Consider the following 20756-nt stretch of genomic DNA (forward strand, 5'->3'; position numbering starts at 1 on the left):
CTTTCCTCTTAGAGATTGGGGCTGAGCGGGGCGATGGCGGCGAAGCGCAGCCAGTCCTTGCCCGCCTTCGGCGTCCAGGCCGCTTCGGCGATTGCCGGAAGCCGTGGAAAGACCAGTCGGTTGAAGTAGCCACGCGACAGGTAATGTTCAGACCAGATGCAGGCCTGCACGCCCTTGAGACGCGCTTTCAACGCGTCCGGAAATTCGCCCTCGGCCTCATAGCCATAGGTGTGCGCCGGCGTCGCCGTCCCGGCCCAGCTCGCGCCCGGTTCCTGCCAGGCGTCCGCCTGCGCCATGTCGAGATAGTAGGCCTGACCGGGCGTCATCACCACGTCGTAGCCTTCGCGCGCCAGTTCGATCCCGACCTCCGGCCGCTCCCAGGCCATCAGCAGCGTATCTTCGGCCGCGACGCCGCCGCCATGTGCCACCTCGTTCCAGCCCGCAAGCTTGCGGTCGCGTGCCGTCAGCATCGCTTTCACGCGCCGAAGGAAATAGGACTGCAGGGCGAAGGTCCCGGAAATGCCCTCGCGCTCCATCAGTTGCTTGGCAAGCGGCGATGCGAGCCACGAACCGTTCGCGACCTCGTCACCGCCGATGTGGATGTATTCGCTCGGGAAAAGCTCGACCATCTCGTCGAAGAGCTTTTCGAGAAACTCGTAGGTGAAGGCGACCGCGGGGTTCAAGGCATTGTTCGGATAGCCCTGGACCGAATGGTAGCTTTCGGGCGCCTCCTGGCCATCGGCAAGATCGGGCAACGCGACAAGCGTCGCTGTGCTGTGGCCGGGGATGTCGATCTCCGGGACGACATCGACATGAAGCGCCAACGCCTGGGCGACGATCGCCTTGACGTCCTCCTGGCTGTAGAACCCGCCGACGGGCTCCGCGCCGTTGCCAAGCTGCGGCAGCAGCGGTTCGTCAGGGCCTCGCAGCACACCGAGCGTCGTCAGCTCCGGAAACGCCTTGATCTCCAGCCGCCAGGCCTCGTCATCGGTCAAGTGCCAATGGAAGACGTTGAGCTTGAACCAGGCGAGGATATCGATGAGCCGCGACACATCCGATGTCGGGTAGAACTGACGCGAGACGTCGAGATGGCAACCGCGCCAGCTGTAACGCGGAGCGTCCGAGATCGTCCCGCCAGCCGGAAAGCGGAATTTTCCGGGATGATTGCGCGCGCCATCCAGCAGTTGCGCCAGGCTCGTCAATCCATACTGCCGCCCGGCGCTGCCGCCATGGCTGAGCTTGATCTCGGTTTCGGAAAACGCCAGCCGATAGGCTTCCGCTTGCAGGTCGGCGTCGGCGGCAAAGACAATTGCCCGCCCCTGCTTTGAGACGGCGAGACTGAAAGGTGCGTGGCCTGCAGGGAACAAGCGGTGATACATCGCGAGCACCGTATCGACGGCAGCGACATCATCGCTACCGCTGCCGGCGGCCGGGTAGAGCACCACGGGAAACCCGTCGCCCGCCCGAAGATCGAGTCCCGCCGGCCAAGGCTGCAGCGCATAGGGTTGATCAAGCCTTCCTTCCGGCAACAGTACCGGCGGCGGCTCGCTGACCGCGTTTTCGAGCAACAGATCGGAAACCGCAACCGGAACATGTCGACCGTCGGCGAGCGTCAAATAGGCGGATTTTGCACCGTCGGTGCAATGGCGCGCATTGCGGTGCAGGCCACTGACGGTAAAGGTCCAGCTCTCGCCGTGTTCGATCGTCAGCCCCTCGGGCGGCGCGAATTCGTGAAAATTGGCGTTGCGGCGCAGGAAGACAGCATTCTCGCAGGCGTTCGGATCGATGACCCTTGTCAGCGAGGTATAGACGATCCTGAAGCCGGAAAGCGGCTCGCCCGAAAAGTTGAAGAGCGTGAAGGTGAACCGGCCGAACGGCCCGCCGTCCGGCTGCCAGGACGCCTCGAGACGATAGGAAACCGGGTGCATGCTCTTCCTCCGAATGCAGATGTCAGTAATCGCTTGATTGCGAGAATGTGCGCGCCAGCTCCGCTTGCCCTGCGGTAAGCCCGCAGTCGACCGGCAGGCAGACGCCCGAGATGGCGGCAGCCAGCGGCCCCGCCAGGAAATGCACGGCATTGGCGACATCATCGGGGTTGACGATGCGCTGCAGCGGATACCAGCGCTTCGCTTCGTCGAACACATCGGGGTTCGCCTGAGCCCGTGCTTCCCAGGCCTGGGTGCGCACCGTGCCGGGTGCAACGGCGTTCGAGCGGATGCCGAACTTGCCATATTCGACCGCGATCAGGCGGGTCAGATGCAGCAGGCCTGCCTTGGCGGCGCTGTAGGCCGGGTGCCCGAAGACATTCATGCCATTGACCGAGGCGATGTTGACCACCGTCCCGCGGCTCTCCTTCAGCATGTCCTCGACGGCGCGAAAGGTGAGGAACGCGGCTTCGAGGTTCAGCGCGTTGTCCATGCGCCAGATGTCCGGCGTGGTTTCCTGCAGGCTGACGGCGCGGGCAGCGCCCGCATTGTTGACGAGCGTGCGCACCGTCCCCAGACTTGCCGCCTTTGCTGCCATCGCCGCGACACTTGCAACATCCGTGACATCGCAGGCCGCTGCCACGAAGCGATTTTCATCACCAAGCGCGCGCGCAGCACGTGTCGCTGCCTCTGCGTCGATGTCGACGAGCAGGATCACGTCGTGGTCGTCGGCAAGCTTGCGCGCGATGGCGCGGCCGATATCGCCGGCTGCACCGGTTACGATCGCGAGGTATTGCGTCATGCGCTGACCTTTCGCGGCACGTCAGTCTCCGAGCAGCTGGCGATCGTCACCGTCGCGGTGCGTGACCAGTTGCTGCTTGATGCGCCGAAGTGTGGTCGTCGCCAGCGGTTGCACCCGATAGGCGACGAGACTGGAGAGGATGTCGAGCAGCGCCAGATAGGCGATGCGGGTGGAGGTGGGACGGTAGATGTTGTTACCCTCGGGCAGGTCCACCGGAACCGTGATGCTGGCGACCGCCGCCACCGGACTGCCGCTCTGCGTCAGCGCGATGGTCGGCACCTTCAGTTCGCGCGCGAGCGTAAAGGCGCGCACGAGTTCGGCATTGCGGCCGGAAAAAGAGGAGCCGATCAGCACGTCCGTCGGCCGGGCCGCCGCCGTCATCATCAGCTGCATGCTGTGGTCGGAACTCGAGGTAATGCGCAGGCCGTAACGGAAGAGCCGGTTTTGAAGTTCGCCGGCAACCATCGACGAATTGCCGCCGGAACCAAAGGCGTAGATCATTTCCGCTGCGGCGATGCGTTCGACCGCCTCTTCGATCGCGGCGAGATCGAGCGAACGATGGAGGAGGAAGAGCGCATTTTGCGACTTGGTGATGATGTCCTGGGCGACATCGCCGGTCTCGCGGCTTTTCGGTTCCGGCTTCAGGTAGCGCATGCCGATATAGGCGGTGCGGGCAAGCTGCACCTTGAAATCGGAGAAACTGTCACACCCGAGGCGGCGACAGAAGCGGGTGACGGTCGGCGGCGAAACGTCGGCCTTGCCTGCCAGTTCGATGATGGACGCGTTTACCGCGAACTCGAAATCATTGAGGAGAATATCGGCAATGCGGTTTTCCGACTGGGAGAGCCGCCCTTTTTCTTCCTGCAGTGTCGCGAAGATATCCATCGCCCGCTCAAGCCCTGTTTCGGATCAGCCTTCCTTCGGCTTGTAGGCGACGCAGTCGATCTCGACCTTGCAATCAACCATCATCGACGACTGGACACAGGCCCGCGCCGGCGGATGCGCACCGAAATACTCCTGGTAGATCTTGTTGAATGTCCAGAAATCCCGGGGATCGTCGAGCCAGACGCCGCAACGAACCACATGCTCAGGACCGTAGCCGGCTTCCGTCAGAATGGCCAGAACATTGGCGATCGTCTTGTGGGTCTGGGGGATGATCCCGCCCTCGATGATCTCGCCATTTTCCATCGCGACCTGACCGGAAACATAGAGCCAGCCGTCCGCTTCGACCGCGCGCGCAAAAGGCAATGGCTTGCCGCCGGCACCGACTTGCACAGTACCGTATCTCTTGATGGTCATGTCCGCCTTCGTGCAAATTATTTTCTTCGATCGTTGACAAATGACCATAGAAAGCGGAATTTGACCAGCGAAAAACACCGTTCATGAAAAGAATTTCAATCCAGGGCGAGAATATGCGGGATCCTTTCCTCAATCCATTCCCCTCCTCCGACGTCGCACGTCATTCGATCTGGGAGATGCTCGTCTCGCGCGACATCACCGCCTTTCTGGCAGCGGACTGGTCGATGGTGTCAGCAGATTTCGTCGAGGACGGCTTCATCGGCATCGACGGCCGCCGCGAAACCAATCCGGACAACTGGCGGCTGACCTTCCCGTCGCTTGCCGCCTATCGCGACGAATGGCTGCGCCAGGCAACCGACTTCGCAAAGGAAAGCTTCGCCGAAGATCCGCGCAACGCGATTTTCACGACGACGACGCTCGAAGACATCGAAGTCAACGGTGACCAGGCACTGGCGCGCAAGAAGTTCGACGGCAGCCTGAAGAAGACCGACGGCAGCGTCGACATCCTGAAATGGCAGACGGTCTATTATTGCCGGCTGCATGAAGGACGCTGGAAGATCGCCGGCTTCACCGGTTACCTGCCGAACCCGATGGGCCCGGCTTAAGCGCGACGCGACATAAAAAGGCAAACGGCATTGCGGATCTTCACAGCAGCGCTTGCGACCGAGACCAATACCTTCTCTCCGATCTGCATCGACCGCCGGGCTTTTGAAGCCTCGCTCTATGCGCCGCCGGGCGAGCATCCGGAAACGCCGACGCTCTGCACGGCGCCGATTACAGTCGGCCGGCAGGTCTGCGCCGAGAAAGGCTGGGACCTGATCGAGGGAACCGCGACCTGGGCCGATCCGGCCGGCCTCGTCAACCGCCAGACCTATGAGAGCCTGCGCGACGAGATCCTCGGCCAGCTGCGCGCCGCCATGCCCGTCGACGCCGTTGTTCTTGGCCTGCATGGCGCGATGGTCGCCGACGGGTACGAAGACCCGGAGGGCGATCTGCTCGTGCGCGTGCGCGAGATCGTCGGACCTGACATCCTCGTCTGCGCCGAACTCGATCCGCACAGCCACCTGACAGCCAAACGCGCTGCGGCATCGAATTTCTTCGTCTATTTCAAGGAGTTTCCGCACACCGACTTTGTCGATCGCGCCGAGGACCTCTGGCGGATCGCGGTCGATACGCTCGAGGGCCGGGTGACACCTGTCATGTCGATCTTCGACTGTCGGATGATCGACGTCTATCCGACCTCGCGCGATCCGATGCGTTCCTTCGTCGACAAGCTGATGCGGATCGAAAAGGAAGACGCGGACGTGCTTTCGCTTTCGGTCGTCCACGGCTTCATGGCCGGCGACGTACCGGAAATGGGAACCAAGCTCCTCGCCGTCACCAACGGCAAGCCGGAGAAGGGGCAAGCCCTGGCACGCGAGCTTGGCCTCGAACTCTTTTCCAACCGCGGCACCTTCATCATGCCGCAGATCGACGAGAAGCAGGCCGTTTCCGAGGCGCTTTCCGCGTCGAAAGGCCCTGTCGTGATCGCCGACGTCTGGGACAATCCGGGCGGCGGCACGGCGGGGGATGCGACGGTCCTTCTCGAAGAGCTTCTGGCGCGTGGCGCAACCGACGTCGCCGTCGGCACCATCTGGGACCCGATGGCGGTGCAGATCTGCATGGCGGCCGGCGAAGGCGCCGAGATCCCCTTGCGCTTCGGCGCGAAATCGGCGCCGGGAACCGGCAATCCGGTCGACGGAACGGTGAAGGTCGTGAAGCTGGTGCGCGACGCGGAAATGCGCTTCGGCGAGAGTTTTGCCCCGTTCGGCGACGCAGCGCACATCCGCTACAACGGCATCGACATCATTCTGAATTCAACGCGCGCGCAGAGCTTCGACCCGAGCCTGTTTTCTGTCATGGGCATCGACCCGACGGAAAAGAAGATCCTGGTCATCAAGTCGACCAATCACTTCTACGCCTCGTTCTCGAAGATCGCCTCGGAAATCCTCTATTGCTCGGCGGGCACGCCCTATCCGAACAACCCCGCGAAAACCGCCTACAAGCGGGCGCCGAAGAACATCTGGCCGAAGGTCGACAATCCGCACGAGGCGAAAGGCGTGGCCTGAGCCGCTCCTGGAGTGTTGCCGGCCGGCAGACGCACGATCTGCGCTAAAAAAGAAGGGCCGCTGGCTTGCTACAGCCAGCGGCCCGTTTTCGTTTGGCAGGCGTAACGCTCAGGCCGCAGCCGGATCGAGCACACCCATGTCGATGTCGGTCAGCTCGACCCGCCGTTCCAGCGCGATGCCGGATTCGTCGAAGAGGTGGCAGTCGGCAACCTTGATACCGGCCTGAACCGTCTCTTCCGGCCGAATGGCCGCAGTGCCGGGCAACATGGCGCAGAAGTTCTCGCCCTCGCCACCGACCGCCGCATAGGCGACCGTGTGAGCGCCGAGACGTTCGATCACCGTTGGCGTGACCTTGAGGGAAAGATCGCCTGTGCCGAGCACGATGTGTTCCGGCCGCACTCCGAGCGTCAGCGTCCGTCCGACGAGGCCACTCTGTGGCGTCACCGGGACGATCGTCGTCTGGCCCTTGTAGTCGACCTCGACGCCGGCATCGCTGACGCCCTTGCAGGTGACCGGCAGAAGGTTCATCTTCGGATTGCCGATAAAGCCGGCTACGAAGGTGTTGGCAGGTTTGTGGTAGAGCTCCAGCGGCGCGCCGGTCTGCGCGATTTCACCGGCATTGAGAACGACGATCCGGTCCGCCATCGTCATCGCCTCGACCTGGTCGTGGGTGACGTAGATCATCGTTGCCTTCAATTGCCGATGCAGCTTCGCCAGTTCGATGCGCATGTCCGCCCGAAGTGCTGCGTCAAGGTTCGACAGCGGCTCGTCGAAGAGGAAGATCTTCGGCTCGCGCACGATCGCTCGCCCAATCGCCACGCGCTGACGCTGACCACCGGACAACATTCCCGGCTTCTGCTGCAGGCGTTGGTCCAGGTGCAGGATGCGTGCGGCATGCTCCACCTTTGCCTTCAATTTCTCCTCGGCCATCTTTTCCACGCGAAGCGGAAAGGCGATGTTCTCGAAGACGGACATATGCGGATAGAGCGCATAGGACTGGAAGACCATGGCGATCCCGCGCTTGACCGGCGGCAGGTCGTTGACGCGCTTGTTCTCGATCAGGATGTCCCCCGAGCTGGTCTCATCGAGACCTGCGATCATCCTGAGCAAGGTCGACTTGCCGCAACCGGAGGGTCCGACGAAAACGACGAACTCACCGTTCCTGACTTCGAGATCGATGCCTTTCAGCACCTCGAACGTCCCGTAGAATTTCTGAACCTTGTTGAGATTGAGCTGTCCCAAGAAACTGTCTCCGGCCACCGGCGAGAAGCGGCTCATTTATAGCAGAAGGAAGCGAGGGCCGCGAACCCCAAGGGGATCCGCGGCCCCGGTGGCCTTACTTGTACTCTTCGAGGCTGGAAGCCGCCTTCTTCAAGGCGTCGGCCGGTTCGGCCTTGCCGGTCACGACCGACTGGACCATCTCGATGATGACGTTCTGGAAGCCCTTGTAGTCGGTAAAGAGCGGCTCGGGACCACCATAGGTGATGCCGTCGATGAACGGCTTCCAGTAAGGATCCTTCTTGACGAACTCGTCGACCATCGGCGACGGACGCAGCGGCGTCAGGCCGGCGCCGCCCTGCAGTTCATACTCACCCTGCGGACCGGGCGAAGTGATGAACTTGGCGAACTCGATTGCCTTCTCCTCGACGCCCGACCCCTTGAAGATCGCCAGGCTGTCGGTGATGAGCAGCGTGCCCTCGCCCTTGGCTTCCGGGCCGAGCGGCAGCGGCGCGACACCCCAGTTGACCTTGGTTTCCTTCAGACGCGTTGCAGCACCCGAGCCAGCCTGGATCATGCCGACCTTGCCATCCAGGAAGATGGCGCGGATCTCGTTCTGCTCGTAGGCGGTGGCGCCTTCGACCGAAAATGGCGTGATGTCCTTGTAGGCCTGGAGCGCTGCCAGCACCTGCGGGCTGTCGATGACGATCTTGTCGCCGTCGATGACCTTGCCGTTGTTGGTGTAAACCCAGTGCATGAACTGGTGCATCGTGTTGTCGAAGGTCTTGGCCGGAAGACCATAACCGGCAATCCCGGTCTTTTCCTTGATCGTCTTGGCAAACTCGATTTCTTCGGCCCAGGTCTTCGGCGGCGTCTCGGGATCGAGGCCGGCCTGCTTGAACAGGTCCTTGTTCCAGTAAAGCGCCTTGGTCGAGAACGCGATCGGAACGCCCCACTGGTTGTTGTCGAAGGTTACCGTGTCGACGATGTTCGGATAGTAGGTCTTCTTTTCGTCGTCGGTCATCGGCACCGGGACGATCAGGTCGTTCTGGGCGAATTCCTTCAGCGTGCGCGAACCGACATAGGCCATGGCGACCGGCGTACCGGCGGCGGCAAGCGTCGTTGCCTTGTCCTGGCACTGGGCCCAGCCGACGACTTCAGGGGTTACCTTCCAGCCCGGGTTCTTCTCTTCCCACTGCTTGATGTACTTCTCGTGCACAGCATCCATGGTGTCGCCGCAGTAGATCCAGCTGATCTCCTGGTCGGCCGCCTTGGCGGTCACGGCGCCGAGCGCGGTCGAGCCGAGCAGGGCAAGGGCAAGCACCCCCGTCTTGAATTGGATAGACACGTCTTATGCTCCCGTTCTCTGGTGGTTGACTTAAGTCTTATTGTTTCACCGCGCCCGCGGTCAGGCCGCTGACGAGATAGCGTTGCAAGAGGAAGATCACGACGACAGCCGGCGCGATGCCGACGAAGCTTGCGGCCATCAGCTCGTTCCAGACGACTTCCTGACGTCCGAAATAGGCAAAGAGACCGACCGGCAGCGGCATGTATTCGCTCTTGGAATTGAAGGTCAGCGCGTAGATGAACTGCTGGGCATAGGCGCCGATGAAGGTGGTGATCGCCACAACGGTGATGCCCGGCATGGCGATCGGCAGGATCACCCGGCGCAGCGTGTAAAAGTGGCTGGCACCATCGACGAACGCGGCCTCGTCGAGTTCGCGCGGAATGCGCATCATGTAGGTGCGCAGGAGCCAGATCGCGGACGGGATCAGGAAGGCGACACCCGGTACGATCATCGCCAGATAGGTGTTGAGCACGCCGAAGGTGCGCATCAGCCGGAACAGCGGGATGAGCAGCACCGCGCCTGAAAACATGTTGACGGCCAGGAACGCGCCGAGAAGAACGCCGGCGCCGCGGAAGTTGAAGCGGGCGAAAGCGTAGGCGGCGGGAACGACCAGCACCAGCACGATCGCCGTGACGATGGTGGAAATGAAGAAGGAATTGAAGATGTAACGGGCAAAGCCCGGCACGCTCTCCCACATCGTGAAGTAGGCGGCGAACGACCCGTTTTCCGGCCAGAAGCGATAGGGCGAGGAAAACAGTAGCCCGAGCGGCTTCAGCGACACCAGGAAGCCTTCGACGAAGGGCGCCAGGATGAAGCAGAGGAAGACGAAGATGCCCGCATAGATGGCGACAAGCTCGTACCAGCGGTAACGATTGATCAGTGCCGGCTGGCTCATTTCTGTTCCCCCTGAGAAAGGCGGCTCGTGACCCGGAAATAGGCGAAGCAGAAGATCGACAGGAAGATGCAGATCAGCACCGCGCGCGCCGCCCCTTCGCCGTATTTCTTCGACCCGATCGCGGTGCGATAGGTGTCGATGATCATCGTCGTGGTCTCGCCGTTGGGGCCGCCCTGGGTGAGGATCCAGATGATGTCGAAGGAATTGAAGGTCGCGATCAGCGACAGCATCGACATGGTGATCAGCGACGGCACGAGCAGCGGCAGGGTGATGCGGCGGAAGCGGTAGAAGCGCCCTGCCCCATCGGTCCAGGCGGCCTCGTAGAGATCCTGCGGGATCGCCTGCATCGCCGCCAGCATGTAGAGGGTCACCAACGGCACGCCGATCCAGACATCGGTGACGATCGTCGCCCAGAATGCAGTTTCGCCCCGCGCCAGGAAGGCGATCGGTCCGTTGCTCAGACCCAGGTTCTGCAGCACGCCCGAGATCATGCCGAACTGGCCGTTGTACATCCAGCCCCACATGAAGATGCCGATGGCCATCGGCACGATCCATGGCGGCATGGTGAGCAGGCGGAACAGCGCCCGGCCGGGCACGGCCGCGTTCAGCATCGTTGCGCCGAAGACGCCGATGATCATCTTGATCGACACCGAGAAGAACGTCCAGACGAAGGTCCGGAAGATGACTTCGGCGAAGGTCTCGTTGAAAATCTTGTCGTAGTTGGTCCACCCGACCCAATTGGTCGTCTTCTTCAACGACGCGTCCGTAAACGAAAGCACGAAGGTATCGACCAATGGATAGGCGACGATCACCGTGACGTAGAGGACAGCAGGAAGAAGCAGGATCCAGGCGAAGATGACCGTGCTGCGTTGAACACTCATCTGCCGCCTCCCCTTACGCCGCGCGGGAATGCAGGGCTTCGTCGAAACGGTCCCAGATGGGCCTGAGGTCGATGACGCTCTTCTTGCGCCGTGCCTCGTCCATCGAGAGCGCCAGAATGCCGGCCTCAAGCGCATCGCGCGTCGACACGGGCAGCGGCCGGCCGTCGCGCACATGGCCGATGATGTCGGTCGCCATCTGCTCGTCAGCACCGTAATGCTGCGACAGTTCCGTGGCCTTGTACTTGTTTTCGATGACCTTCTTGCCGGTCAGCATCTCGTGCACGTCGAAATAGCCGCGGATGAAATCACCCTCGGCCATGCCGCGCGACCCCATGATGCAGAAGCGGCGGAACTGGTCCGGCACGTTGAGATTGGTATGGAAATTCATGCCGACGCCGTTGGCGTATTCGACGATCGCCACCTGGTAATCGATGATGTCGCCGTCGCTGTCGAAGACCTTGTCCGATCCCATCCAGCCGCTCGGCTTGCGGTGAAAAAGCTCCAGATCGTTGATGCCCTCACGAGCCGGGTCATTGGCAGGGATGAAGCTCTTGCGGCCGCCGAAGCTCGCGACCCGTTCCGGTCGCGCACCGATGACGCCATTGTAGAGGTCGAGGTCGTGGCAGCATTTTTCCAGCATGAAACTGCCGGAATAGCGCTCGTAGCGGCGCCAGTCGCGCATGAAGAAGGCGCCGTGATAGGGCTCGATATGCTCGGATGCCTCGATCGAGACCACCTGGCCGAGCTTGCCCTCGGCAAGCGCCTGGCGAAGGTCGCGATACATCGGCGCATAGCGCAGCACCAGGCCGACCATCAGCCGCTCGTGGCCGAATTTCGCCATCAGGGCGGCCAGTTCCAGGCTCTCCTGCACGGTCGTCACGATCGGCTTTTCGCTGAAGACCTTCAGCCCGGCCTCGAGACCGATGCGGATATGGTCGAGGTGCATGTGGTTGGGCGAGCCGATCATCAGCAGATCGAGCTTCTCGTTGGCGATCAGCTCTTCGGGGGTCGCATAGGCCTTGCCGGGCGAGATGCCCTTTTCGGTAAGCGTGGTGAGACCGGCCGGGTTCGGATCGACGTAACCGGCGATCTCGAAGCTTTCATCCATGGCCTTGAAGACATAGCCCAGATACCCGAGACGGAATCCGAGTCCGATGATGCCAACTTTCATTCTCGTCCTGTTCCCCTGCCTTTTGGCGTAATTTATTTTCGCAGACTGGGACAGTTTTTTCAGGTCGTCAACTCGAATCCGCATATTTTGTAAAATTGTGAAATTCATTTTCATAATAGAAGGCAGATGCCGAGAAAGCAGGCATTTCGTGGACAACCAACGAGGGTGCGCGCTTCGCAACTCTACAGCAGGAAGAAAGCGGACCAGACCACTGCACGTTGCGTGAGGGGACGCTGATGCTTTCAGCCGTTCCGTCGCAGACGATCCCGCCAGCGCAGCAGTCGCAGCAGCGCACGGGCAAGGTAGGGTGGCGGTATCTTCGGATGGTCGCCGACGGTTCCCTTGCGCGTTACCTGCGCCTGCGGATCGATGAGGAATGCAACCAGCAGCGCATCACCGATACCGACGAACTCCAATGGCTCGCTCGACATGAACAGGCCCTGATCTCCTTCGTCGAACCGCATGCCACCGGCCTCGACGGATCCCGAGAAGACATAAAAATAGAGGTGCCTTCCCGCCTTGCGGGGGAAGTCCGCTTTCGTCCCGGCATCGAGCCTGAGATCGAAGACGTCGATGGCGTTGCGCACGAAGAACGGAGCCGTGCCAGCTTCCCCGCCGACAAGGTGCCGCCAGGAATTGGCGGGAGCCGGCTCGATTGCGCCGTGCTGGATCTTCGGTGGGAGGTCGAGACTGTGGGGACGGATGAGGATCTGCAGCATCCGGAGCGGCGGATCCTCCGCCAGGGTCTCCTCCGAATGCCAGAAGCTCGTCCCGGCATTCATCACCATCAGATGTGCTGAGTCGGTGATCAGCCTGCCGGTTGCCCGATCGTCGTGCCGCATGATCCCATCGGGCACCCACGAGAGGATTTCGTCATTGCGGTGCTCGTGCATGGCGACCAGGCGGCCTGGATCCAGTATCGTTTCGGCCACCATTGCAAGCGGACCGTAGCCATGGTCGCGCGGCCAGGGCAACAGCCAGCCGGGCATGTTGAGGCGGACCTTGAACCCACCCATATCCCTGACGACTGGACTTTTGGCGCCGCGATAGAGCATGCTCCACCTTACCACGGTCCGTTGCGGTTTGCCGGGACAGCCTTGCTGGGACGACGCCTAGCGCCCCATGCGTGCCGCGAGCCTTCTTTCGACCGCTTGCAAGCCATCGTGCAGCAGCACCGCCAGGACGGCGACGATCAGGCCGCCCTGGACGACGAAGGCGAGATTGTTCGATTGCAGCCCGGCGATGATGACCTCGCCAAGGGTCTTTGCCGCAACCGTCGAGCCGATCGTCGCCGTCGCCAGGCTGATGACGACCGAAAGGCGGATGCCGGCAAGGATGACCGGCATCGCCAGCGGAAGCTCGACCTTGAGCAGCCGCTGGACGCCCGTCATGCCCGCCCCGCGCGCTGCCTCCATCACCGAAGGCGGCAGGGTCGTGAGCCCGGTCAACGCGTTTTCGAAGATCGGCAGCAGGCCATAGAGAAACAGCGCGATCAACGTCGGCTTCTCGCCGAAGCCGAAAATGGGAACGGCAAGCGCCAGAACCGCGACCGGTGGAAAGGTCTGACCGATGTTGACCAGGCTGCGCGAGAGGGGGAGGAACTCGGCGCCCGATGCACGTGTCACCAGGATCGCCAGCCCAAGCGCCACGACGGCCGCAACGGCCGTGGCGATGGCCACCGTACGCAGGTGCAGAATGGTCAGCTGCAGCAGGCTGCCCTGGTTGTAGATAACAGGCGCATTGTCCTGGACCAGCGGCCGCAGCAGCGGTTCGAACCAATGCGGTTGCAGCAGGAACGCGACAAGCAGCAGGAACACGGTAAGGCGAACAAGGGTGGAGATCTTCGGCATCAGGCTGGCCCGGCCGCCCGTCTTGCCAGCCCCTCAAGGCTGACCTTGCCGATGACCTCGCCGTCGGGGCCCGTCACCGGCAGGGCGCTGCGCCCGGACCACAACAGTGTCGCAAGCGCCTCCCGCTGACTGAGCGTTGCGGCGATTGCCGTACCCTGCGCGGAACCGGGTTCGACGGCATCGAGCACCGGCTCGATCGCCAGCAGGCGGAACGGCCGTTCGGCCATTCCGATCAGGCTTTCGACGAATGGCGTTGCAGGGTTGAGCAGCATTTCCGCGGGCGTCGCGTATTGCACCACCCTGCCCTTGTCCATCACCGCGATCCGGTCGGCGAGATGAAAAGCCTCTTCCATGTCATGGGTGACCAGAATGACAGTCGTCTCGAAATGCTTCTGGATCGCCAGAAGGTCGTCCTGCGCCTTGGCACGGATGATCGGATCGAGCGCGCCGAAGGGCTCGTCCATCAAAAGGACCTTCGGTTCGGCGGCAAGTGCGCGCGCAACGCCCACCCGCTGCTGCTGGCCGCCGGAAAGTTCGTGCGGAAAGCGCGGTCCGAACGCCGCCGGGTCGAGCTGGAAGAGCCTTAGCAGCTCGTCCACCTTGGCATCGATGCGCGCACGGTCCCAGCCGAGCAGGGTCGGGACGGTGGCAATGTTCTGCGCGACCGTGCGGTGCGGAAACAGGCCATGGCCCTGGATCGCATAGCCGATCCGGCGCCTGAGTTCGTAGTCCGGCAGCACGCGATTGTCCTCGCCGTCGAGACGGATTGCACCCGATGTCGGCTCGACCAGCCGGTTGATCATGCGCAGAAGCGTCGTCTTGCCTGAACCCGAAGTGCCGACGATCACCGTCACGGTGCGCGGCGCCACCGTCAGGCTGACGTCGTCGACGACGGTGTTCTCACCGTAGCGCTTGGTGATGTTCTCGATCTCGATCATGTCGCTTCTGCCTGCCTGATGTTGGGTGTGGCCATCTCGATCAAGGCGTCGAGCACGATTGCCGCGGCGAAGGCGAGCACCACGGTCGGGACTGCGCCGAGCAGCACCAGGTCCATGGCGGTCTGGCCGACCCCCTGGAAAACAAAGACGCCGAAGCCGCCGCCGCCGATCAAGGCGGCGATCGTCGCGAGGCCGATGTTCTGGACGAGCACGATGCGGATGCCGGTGAGGATCACCGGAAAGGCCAGGGGAAATTCGATGCCGACCAGTCGTTGCCAATCGGTCATGCCGATGCCGCGGGCGGCATCGTTGGCCTCCCGCGACACGCCGGCAAGCCCGACCACCGTGTTCGCGACGACAGGCAACAGCGAATAGAGGAACAGTGCAACGAAAGCCGGCGCGACCCCGATACCGCGTATGCCGATTGCAGACGCCCCCGGAATGTTCGCGGCGATCCAGCCGAGCGGCGCGATGAGGATACCGAAGAGCGCGATCGACGGGATCGTCTGGATGGCGTTGAGCACGCCGAGGAGGCCGTCGCGCAGGCGGCTGAAGCGGTGGCAAAGGACCCCGAGCGGAATGCCGATGATGGTCGCAGCCGCGAGTGAGCCGAGGGCCAACGTCACATGCTTGCGCGCTTCCGCCCAGAAGGTATCGGCCCGGCTTGCATATTCCTTCAGGATCGACAGTCCGTCCCAGCTGCCGGAGAGAATGAGAAACCCGGCAAAAGCCAACACCGCCACGAGCACCACGATCCGCACGAAGGGCGTCGGACGCAGGCGTGTCAGCGCATCGGCGGCGAGAAGCCCGAAGGCAAAGAGCATGATCCAGAAACCGGAGGCCGGCGAGACGCGGGCGTAACTGTTGCCCTCGGGCGTCAGATGAAGGGCGGCAATGCCGATGCCGAGCGCAAGTACACCCAGCGCCGTGAACGCTGCGGCAAGACGCAGCATGGCCGGCACACGCAGCGCCGCTACAGCAACGCTCGAAAGGACCACCAGCAGCACCAGGGCACTCCACGGCAGAGTGAGGGCTTCGACGATTGTCTTCGCCTCGCCGGCGACGATGCGATTGGCGCGAAACGTGGCAAACGGGGCGATAGCTGCCCCCGCCAGCGCCAAAGCCGCGATAATCACTCCGAGCTTGTCAAAGCGCAGATCTTTCAAGCCGCATTTCCTCCCCGCCCGTGCCGGCGCGACGTCGGCACCTGCAGGCATGTCCCCGGAACGCCGGCCATCGGACCAGCGTCCCGGTTATCCGTCAACCTATTTCAGAAAGCCGTTTTTCTTCAGGAAGTCCTCTGCAACCGCCTTGGCCGGCTCACCGCCAACCTGAACGCGACCGTTGAGATCCTGCAGGGTCACGAGGTCGAGCTTCTCGAACACCGGCTTCAAAAGCCCCTCGATCGCGGGGTTTTCCTTCAGCACTGCCTCGCGAATGAGCGGAGCCGGCTGGTAGACCGGCTGCACGGCCTTGTCATCCTCGAGGACGACGAGGCCAGACGGCGCGATGCCGCCATCGGTGCCATAGACCATCGCCGCGTTTGCGCCGTTCGTCTGGTTGGCCGCAGCCGCGATGGTCGCCGCCGTGTCACCGCCCGAAAGCGTGATCAGTTGGTCCTGCTTCAAGGTGAAACCGTAGGTCGTCTGGAAGGCGGGAAGGGCCGCCGCCGAATTGACGAACTCGGATGAAGCAGCGAGAACGACCTTGCCGCCGCCGGACACATACTTGCCGAAATCGCTCAGCGTCTTCAGCTTGTTCTCGTCCGCCACCTCCTTGCGAAGGCCAATCGCCCAGGTGTTGTTGGCCGGCGAAGGGGTCAGCCAGACGATCTTGTTGGCGTCGTAGTCGAGTTTCTTGGCGGTCTCGTAACCCTTGGCCGCATCCTTCCAGACCGGATCATCGGCCTTCTCGAAGAAGAAGGCGGCATTGCCGGTATATTCGGGATAGATGTCGATTTCACCGGCGGTGATCGCCTTGCGCAGCACCGGCGTCGCACCGAGCTGCACGCGGTCCACGGTCTTGATGTTGTTGGCGTTGAGCACGGCGAGGATGATGTTGCCGAGCACGCCACCTTCCGTGTCGATCTTCGAGGAGACGACGACATCAGCACTCGCAGTCGCAGCAGTCAGGGTGAAGGCAAGGGCAGTTCCGATAAAAAATCCAGTCAAGCGCATGAGTTTCTCCCTCGAATTTCGCTCCGCAAGTTTGACCACGGAACGTTCGCCGCGTCGGGGCAAGCCATTCCATATATGTCAGGGCCCGGCAAAAAATAGGGTCGTGCGCGGAGACTGTGGCGGTCGAAAAATCCTGGGATCGACTGACGCCATCGAAAGCGTAGACTACTGCGTTCTGGCTGCGCGTGATTGACCGTTGCAATCGCAGGCATAGTCGGCCACTCTCGGAAAGGCCCGCCAGAAACGCCTGCTTTCACTTTTGGTTGCGATGCCGCTCGACCCGAACCGCCCCGGGGGGCTGGTGGCGCGGGTTCGCCCGGCGACCGTTCGGGGACACAATGTCGATCTACCTTCTCGCGCTCATCATCGGCGTGGTCGCCGGCCTTCGCGCCATGACCGCGCCCGCTGCCGTCAGCATTGCCGCTGCCGCCGGCTGGCTGCCGCTCGCCAATACCTGGGCCGCCTTCACGGGCTTTCGCTTCACACCCTACATCTTCGGCCTGCTGGCGCTGGTCGAGTTCGTGACCGACCAATTGCCAAGCACGCCCAGCCGCAAGGTGCCGCAACAGTTCGGCGCGCGCATCGTTTCGGGCGGCTTCTGCGGGGCGGTGCTCGGTACGGCGGGAGGTGCTATGCTGGGCGGACTGGTCGCCGGGGTGATCGGTGCCGTCATCGGCACGCTCGGCGGTTACGAAGCGCGCAAGCGTCTGGTGGCAGCCATCGGCGGCAAGGACTTGCCGATCGCGCTTCTTGAGGACGTCGTTGCCGTTCTCCTCGCATTCTGGGTGGTGTCCTCCGTGTCATGACAGAACATTTCGACGCAATCATCATCGGCGCCGGCCAGGCCGGCCCATCGCTCGCCGGCCGGCTGACGGCCGCCGGCAAGACCGTTGCCTTTGTCGAGCGCAAGCACTTCGGCGGCACCTGCGTCAACACCGGCTGCATGCCGACCAAGGCGATGGTTGCGAGCGCTTACGCCGCCCATCTGGCGCGGCGAGGCGCGGACTTCGGTGTGACGACCGGCCCCATCACGATCGATTTCGCCCGTGTGATGGCGCGCAAGGACACGGTGCGCTTCACGTCGCGCAAGAATGTCGAAAACTGGCTGAAGGGCATGGAGAACATAAAGGTCTTCGAGGGCCACGCGCGCTTCGAAAGCCCGCATGAGGTTCGTGTCGGCGGCGACCTGCTTTCGGCCGACCAGATCTTCCTGAATGTCGGCGGGCGTGCGGCGACACCGGACTTCCCCGGCGTGGCCGACGTGCCCTATCTCACCAATGTCTCGATCATGGACCTCGACACCCTGCCCAGGCACCTGATCGTGGTCGGCGGTAGCTATATCGGGCTGGAGTTCGCGCAGATGTTCCGTCGCTTCGGCTCCGAGGTGACGGTGATCGAAAAGGGGCCGCGCCTGATCGGCCGCGAGGATACGGATGTCTCCGACGCCATCCTCGCGATCCTCGAAAAGGAAGGCATAAACTTCCGGCTCAATGCGGAGTGTATCCGCTTTGCCAAACGCGGCGACGATGTCGCCGCCGGGGTCGACTGTACCGCAGGAGCGCCGGAAATCGTCGGCTCGCATCTGCTGCTTGCGACCGGTCGGCGACCAAACACCGATGATCTTGATCTCGACCGCGCCGGCGTCAAGACCGACGCCCGCGGTTATGTCGAGGTCGACGAGCAGTTGAAGACCAACGTCCCGCATATATTCGCGATGGGCGACTGCAACGGCCGCGGCGCCTTCACCCACACCGCCTACAATGATTTCGAGATCATCGCAGCGAACTTGCTCGATAACGAAAACAGGAAGGTGAGCGACCGCATTTCGACCTACGGCCTCTTCATCGATCCGCCCCTTGGCCGCGCCGGCATGACGGAAACGGAAGCGCGCAAGTCAGGGCGCAAGCTGCTGATCGGCACCAGGCCGATGACCCGCGTCGGCCGCGCCGTCGAAAAGGGCGAAACCGAGGGCTTCATGAAGGTCATCGTCGACGCCGACAGCAACGAAATCCTCGGCGCCTCGATCCTCGGCACCGGCGGTGACGAGGCGGTACAGAGCATCCTCGACGTGATGTATGCGGGCAAGCCCTACACCACGATCACGCATGCGGTGCACATCCACCCGACCGTGTCGGAACTGATTCCGACGGTCTTTGGCGACCTGCACCCGGCCACCTGAGCGACCGGGTCGATCCATTTCGGCTTTGAATCAGACCAGCGCGGCGCGTGCGAGGTTGTAGAAATACGTCGCGCCGCGTTCGAGGATGTCGTCGTTGAAGTCGTAGCGGGTGGTGTGCAGCCCAGAGCTGTCGCCGTTGCCGATCAGCACATAGGCGCCCGGCACCTTTTCCAGCAGGAACGAAAAGTCCTCGCTGCCCATCAGCGGTTCGGGCAATTCGACATAGGCATCGGCGCCAAAAGTCTCGCTGATGACGGCGCGCGCATCGTCAACCGCCTCGGCGTCGTTGATCGTCGCGGGATAGCCGACCTGCCAGTCGAACGTGGCCTCAGCGCCGTAGCTTTCGGCCTGCAGGCGGGCGGTCCGTTCGACGCGTTCCTGCAACTGGTTGCGGACAACGGGATCCATCGCGCGCATGCTGATTTCAAGCACCGCCGTATCGGGGATGATGTTCGACGCGGATCCCGACTGGAATGAGCCCACCGTCAGGACAGACGGCTGGTGCGGGGAAACGTTGCGCGAGACAAGCGTCTGCAACGCCATGACCACGCTCGACCCGACGACAACCGGATCGACCGTCAGCTCCGGCTGGGCGCCGTGCCCGCCCTTGCCCTTGATCGTCAGCGTCAGCACGTCGATAGACGCAGCGATTGCGCCGGCACGGCTGGAGAACTGCCCGACCGGGAGCCCCGGCCAGTTGTGCAGCGCATAGACCCGTTCGCAGGGAAACCGCTCGAACAGCCCGTCCTCGATCATCAGCTTGCCGCCGCCGAAATTCTCCTCGGCCGGCTGGAAGATCAGGTGGACCGTGCCGTTGAAGCTCTCGTCCTTCGACAGCGCCCAGGCGGCGCCCAGCAGCATGCTCGTGTGGCCGTCATGGCCGCAGGCATGCATCGCGCCGGGATGCTTGCTCTGGTAGGCAAGTCCGGTTTCCTCCTGCATCGGCAGCGCGTCCATGTCGGCGCGAAAGCCGATGGCGCGGTTGCTGTTGCCGCGCTTCAGCGTCGCCACGATGCCGGTGGTGGCGAGACCGCGGGTAACCTCGAAGCCCCAGGATTGCAGCAGCCCGGCGACATAGTCCGAGGTCTTCACTTCGGAAAGGCCGATTTCGGGCATCGCGTGCAGGGTGTGGCGGATCTTGACCAGTTCAGGCAGGAAGTCGGAAAAGCTGGCGTCGCGCATTAGGGCCTCCTCAAGCCATCTGCAGGAACTGGCGCAGGCGCGCCGATTGCGGGTCACGCATCATCTGCTGGGGGGCGCCGCGTTCTTCGACCAGGCCCTTGTGCAGGAAGATCACTTCGCTGGAGATATCACGGGCGAGTGACATTTCGTGGGTGACCATCACCATGGTGCGGCCTTCCTCCGCGAGCTTCTTGATGACGAGCAACACCTCGTTGACGAGCTCCGGATCAAGCGCCGAGGTCGGCTCGTCGAAGAGCATGACCTCCGGCTTCATCGCCAGCGCCCGGGCGATGGCGGCGCGCTGCTGCTGGCCGCCCGACAGCTGGTTCGGATAATGATCGCACTTGGGCGTGATGCCGACCTTTTCCATCAAGAGCTCGGCCTCGCCGATCGCGTCCTTGCGAGCCATGCCGAGCACGTGGATCGGCCCCTCGATGATGTTTTCGAGAATCGTCTTGTGGGACCAGAGATTAAAGCTCTGGAACACCATGCCGAGGCGGGTGCGGATATGTTCGAGCTGCCGCTTGTCGGCGGCATGGAACTTGCCGTCCTTGCCCTTCACGGTGCGAATGACTTCGCCAGAAACGGAGATCTGGCCCTCATCCGGCGTCTCCAGGTAATTGATGCAGCGCAAAAGCGTGCTCTTGCCCGAGCCGCTGCTGCCGATCAGCGAGATGACGTCGCCGGACTTCGCCTCGAAGGAGACGCCTTTCAGCACCTCGACGGACCCGAAGCTCTTGTGAATGTTGTTCACGGAAAGCGCTGATGCGACCATGTCCGTTC

Annotated in this window: 20 protein-coding genes; 4 read left to right on the plus strand and 16 right to left on the minus strand. The window is 62.6% G+C overall.

All coding sequences use genetic code 11. The features are described from left to right. Window positions 1-8: 8 nt before the first annotated feature. From VGO12_RS22475 to VGO12_RS22490, 4 genes are read right to left on the minus strand one after another with little or no spacing between them, the layout of a single operon-like run. Complete coding sequence (locus VGO12_RS22475; protein ID WP_327514957.1) at window positions 9-1928, minus strand: beta-N-acetylhexosaminidase; 1920 nt, start codon at window positions 1926-1928, stop codon at window positions 9-11. Between the two features lie 22 nt (window positions 1929-1950). Then, a complete protein-coding gene (locus VGO12_RS22480) occupies window positions 1951-2727 on the minus strand; it encodes an SDR family oxidoreductase (protein ID WP_327514958.1) in 777 nt (258 codons plus the stop codon). 21 nt (window positions 2728-2748) lie between these two features. Then, window positions 2749-3612, minus strand: a complete 864-nt coding sequence (locus tag VGO12_RS22485) for a MurR/RpiR family transcriptional regulator (protein WP_327514959.1) — start codon at window positions 3610-3612, stop codon at window positions 2749-2751. A gap of 24 nt (window positions 3613-3636) precedes the next feature. Beyond that, window positions 3637-4026 (minus strand): RidA family protein, encoded by a 390-nt coding sequence (locus VGO12_RS22490; RefSeq protein ID WP_327494451.1) that lies wholly within the window; start codon window positions 4024-4026, stop codon window positions 3637-3639. Between the two features lie 113 nt (window positions 4027-4139). Between VGO12_RS22490 and VGO12_RS22495 the strand changes: the two genes are divergently transcribed. Both VGO12_RS22495 and VGO12_RS22500 read left to right on the plus strand, forming a co-directional pair. Beyond that, window positions 4140-4631, plus strand: a complete 492-nt coding sequence (locus VGO12_RS22495) for a hypothetical protein (RefSeq protein WP_327514995.1) — start codon at window positions 4140-4142, stop codon at window positions 4629-4631. 30 nt (window positions 4632-4661) lie between these two features. After that, window positions 4662-6134, plus strand: coding sequence for a M81 family metallopeptidase (locus VGO12_RS22500; RefSeq protein WP_327514960.1), 1473 nt, complete (start codon window positions 4662-4664; stop codon window positions 6132-6134). Window positions 6135-6242: 108 nt separating this feature from the next. Here VGO12_RS22500 and VGO12_RS22505 read toward each other — a convergent pair whose 3' ends face one another. The 10 genes from VGO12_RS22505 to osmF all read right to left on the minus strand — a co-directional run bounded on the left by VGO12_RS22505 (window position 6243) and on the right by osmF (window position 16606). After that, complete coding sequence (locus tag VGO12_RS22505; protein ID WP_327514961.1) at window positions 6243-7376, minus strand: sn-glycerol-3-phosphate ABC transporter ATP-binding protein UgpC; 1134 nt, start codon at window positions 7374-7376, stop codon at window positions 6243-6245. A gap of 94 nt (window positions 7377-7470) precedes the next feature. Continuing rightward, window positions 7471-8700 carry an ABC transporter substrate-binding protein gene (locus VGO12_RS22510; protein WP_327514962.1) on the minus strand — a complete coding sequence of 410 codons (1230 nt, stop codon included), beginning with the start codon at window positions 8698-8700 and terminating at the stop codon, window positions 7471-7473. A gap of 37 nt (window positions 8701-8737) precedes the next feature. Beyond that, entirely contained in the window at window positions 8738-9595 is an 858-nt protein-coding gene (locus tag VGO12_RS22515) for a carbohydrate ABC transporter permease (RefSeq protein WP_327514963.1), read from the minus strand. Then, complete coding sequence (locus VGO12_RS22520) at window positions 9592-10476, minus strand: sugar ABC transporter permease (RefSeq protein ID WP_327514964.1); 885 nt, start codon at window positions 10474-10476, stop codon at window positions 9592-9594. Before VGO12_RS22520 ends, VGO12_RS22515 begins: the two co-directional genes overlap by 4 nt. Window positions 10477-10489: 13 nt before the next feature. Beyond that, window positions 10490-11647, minus strand: coding sequence for a Gfo/Idh/MocA family oxidoreductase (locus VGO12_RS22525; RefSeq protein ID WP_327514965.1), 1158 nt, complete (start codon window positions 11645-11647; stop codon window positions 10490-10492). A gap of 242 nt (window positions 11648-11889) precedes the next feature. Continuing rightward, window positions 11890-12702 carry a pirin family protein gene (locus tag VGO12_RS22530; protein WP_327514966.1) on the minus strand — a complete coding sequence of 271 codons (813 nt, stop codon included), beginning with the start codon at window positions 12700-12702 and terminating at the stop codon, window positions 11890-11892. Between the two features lie 57 nt (window positions 12703-12759). Then, window positions 12760-13497, minus strand: coding sequence for an ABC transporter permease (locus VGO12_RS22535; protein ID WP_327514967.1), 738 nt, complete (start codon window positions 13495-13497; stop codon window positions 12760-12762). After that, window positions 13497-14435 (minus strand): ABC transporter ATP-binding protein, encoded by a 939-nt coding sequence (locus VGO12_RS22540; RefSeq protein ID WP_327514968.1) that lies wholly within the window; start codon window positions 14433-14435, stop codon window positions 13497-13499. Before VGO12_RS22540 ends, VGO12_RS22535 begins: the two co-directional genes overlap by 1 nt. Further along, window positions 14432-15601 carry an ABC transporter permease gene (locus VGO12_RS22545; RefSeq protein ID WP_414650765.1) on the minus strand — a complete coding sequence of 390 codons (1170 nt, stop codon included), beginning with the start codon at window positions 15599-15601 and terminating at the stop codon, window positions 14432-14434. The genes VGO12_RS22540 and VGO12_RS22545 overlap by 4 nt, the downstream gene beginning before the upstream one ends. 99 nt (window positions 15602-15700) lie before the next feature. After that, a complete protein-coding gene (osmF, locus tag VGO12_RS22550; RefSeq protein ID WP_414650766.1) occupies window positions 15701-16606 on the minus strand; it encodes a glycine betaine ABC transporter substrate-binding protein OsmF in 906 nt (301 codons plus the stop codon). 344 nt (window positions 16607-16950) lie between these two features. Here osmF and VGO12_RS22555 point away from each other — a divergent pair, with 344 nt between their 5' ends. Further along, a complete protein-coding gene (locus VGO12_RS22555; protein WP_327514971.1) occupies window positions 16951-17418 on the plus strand; it encodes a DUF4126 domain-containing protein in 468 nt (155 codons plus the stop codon). Beyond that, a complete protein-coding gene (locus VGO12_RS22560; RefSeq protein ID WP_327514972.1) occupies window positions 17415-18791 on the plus strand; it encodes an FAD-containing oxidoreductase in 1377 nt (458 codons plus the stop codon). The genes VGO12_RS22555 and VGO12_RS22560 overlap by 4 nt, the downstream gene beginning before the upstream one ends. A gap of 30 nt (window positions 18792-18821) precedes the next feature. Here VGO12_RS22560 and VGO12_RS22565 read toward each other — a convergent pair whose 3' ends face one another. After that, the gene (locus tag VGO12_RS22565; RefSeq protein WP_327514973.1) at window positions 18822-19973 is read right to left on the minus strand and encodes a M20 aminoacylase family protein; all 1152 of its coding nucleotides are present in this window, start codon (window positions 19971-19973) and stop codon (window positions 18822-18824) included. Window positions 19974-19983: 10 nt separating this feature from the next. Then, on the minus strand, window positions 19984-20748 hold the full coding sequence (locus VGO12_RS22570; protein ID WP_327514974.1) for an ABC transporter ATP-binding protein: 765 nt from the start codon (window positions 20746-20748) through the stop codon (window positions 19984-19986). Window positions 20749-20756: the final 8 nt, after the last annotated feature.

Source organism: Ensifer sp., from assembly GCF_035999135.1.
Classification (GTDB): Bacteria; Pseudomonadota; Alphaproteobacteria; order Rhizobiales; family Rhizobiaceae; genus Ensifer.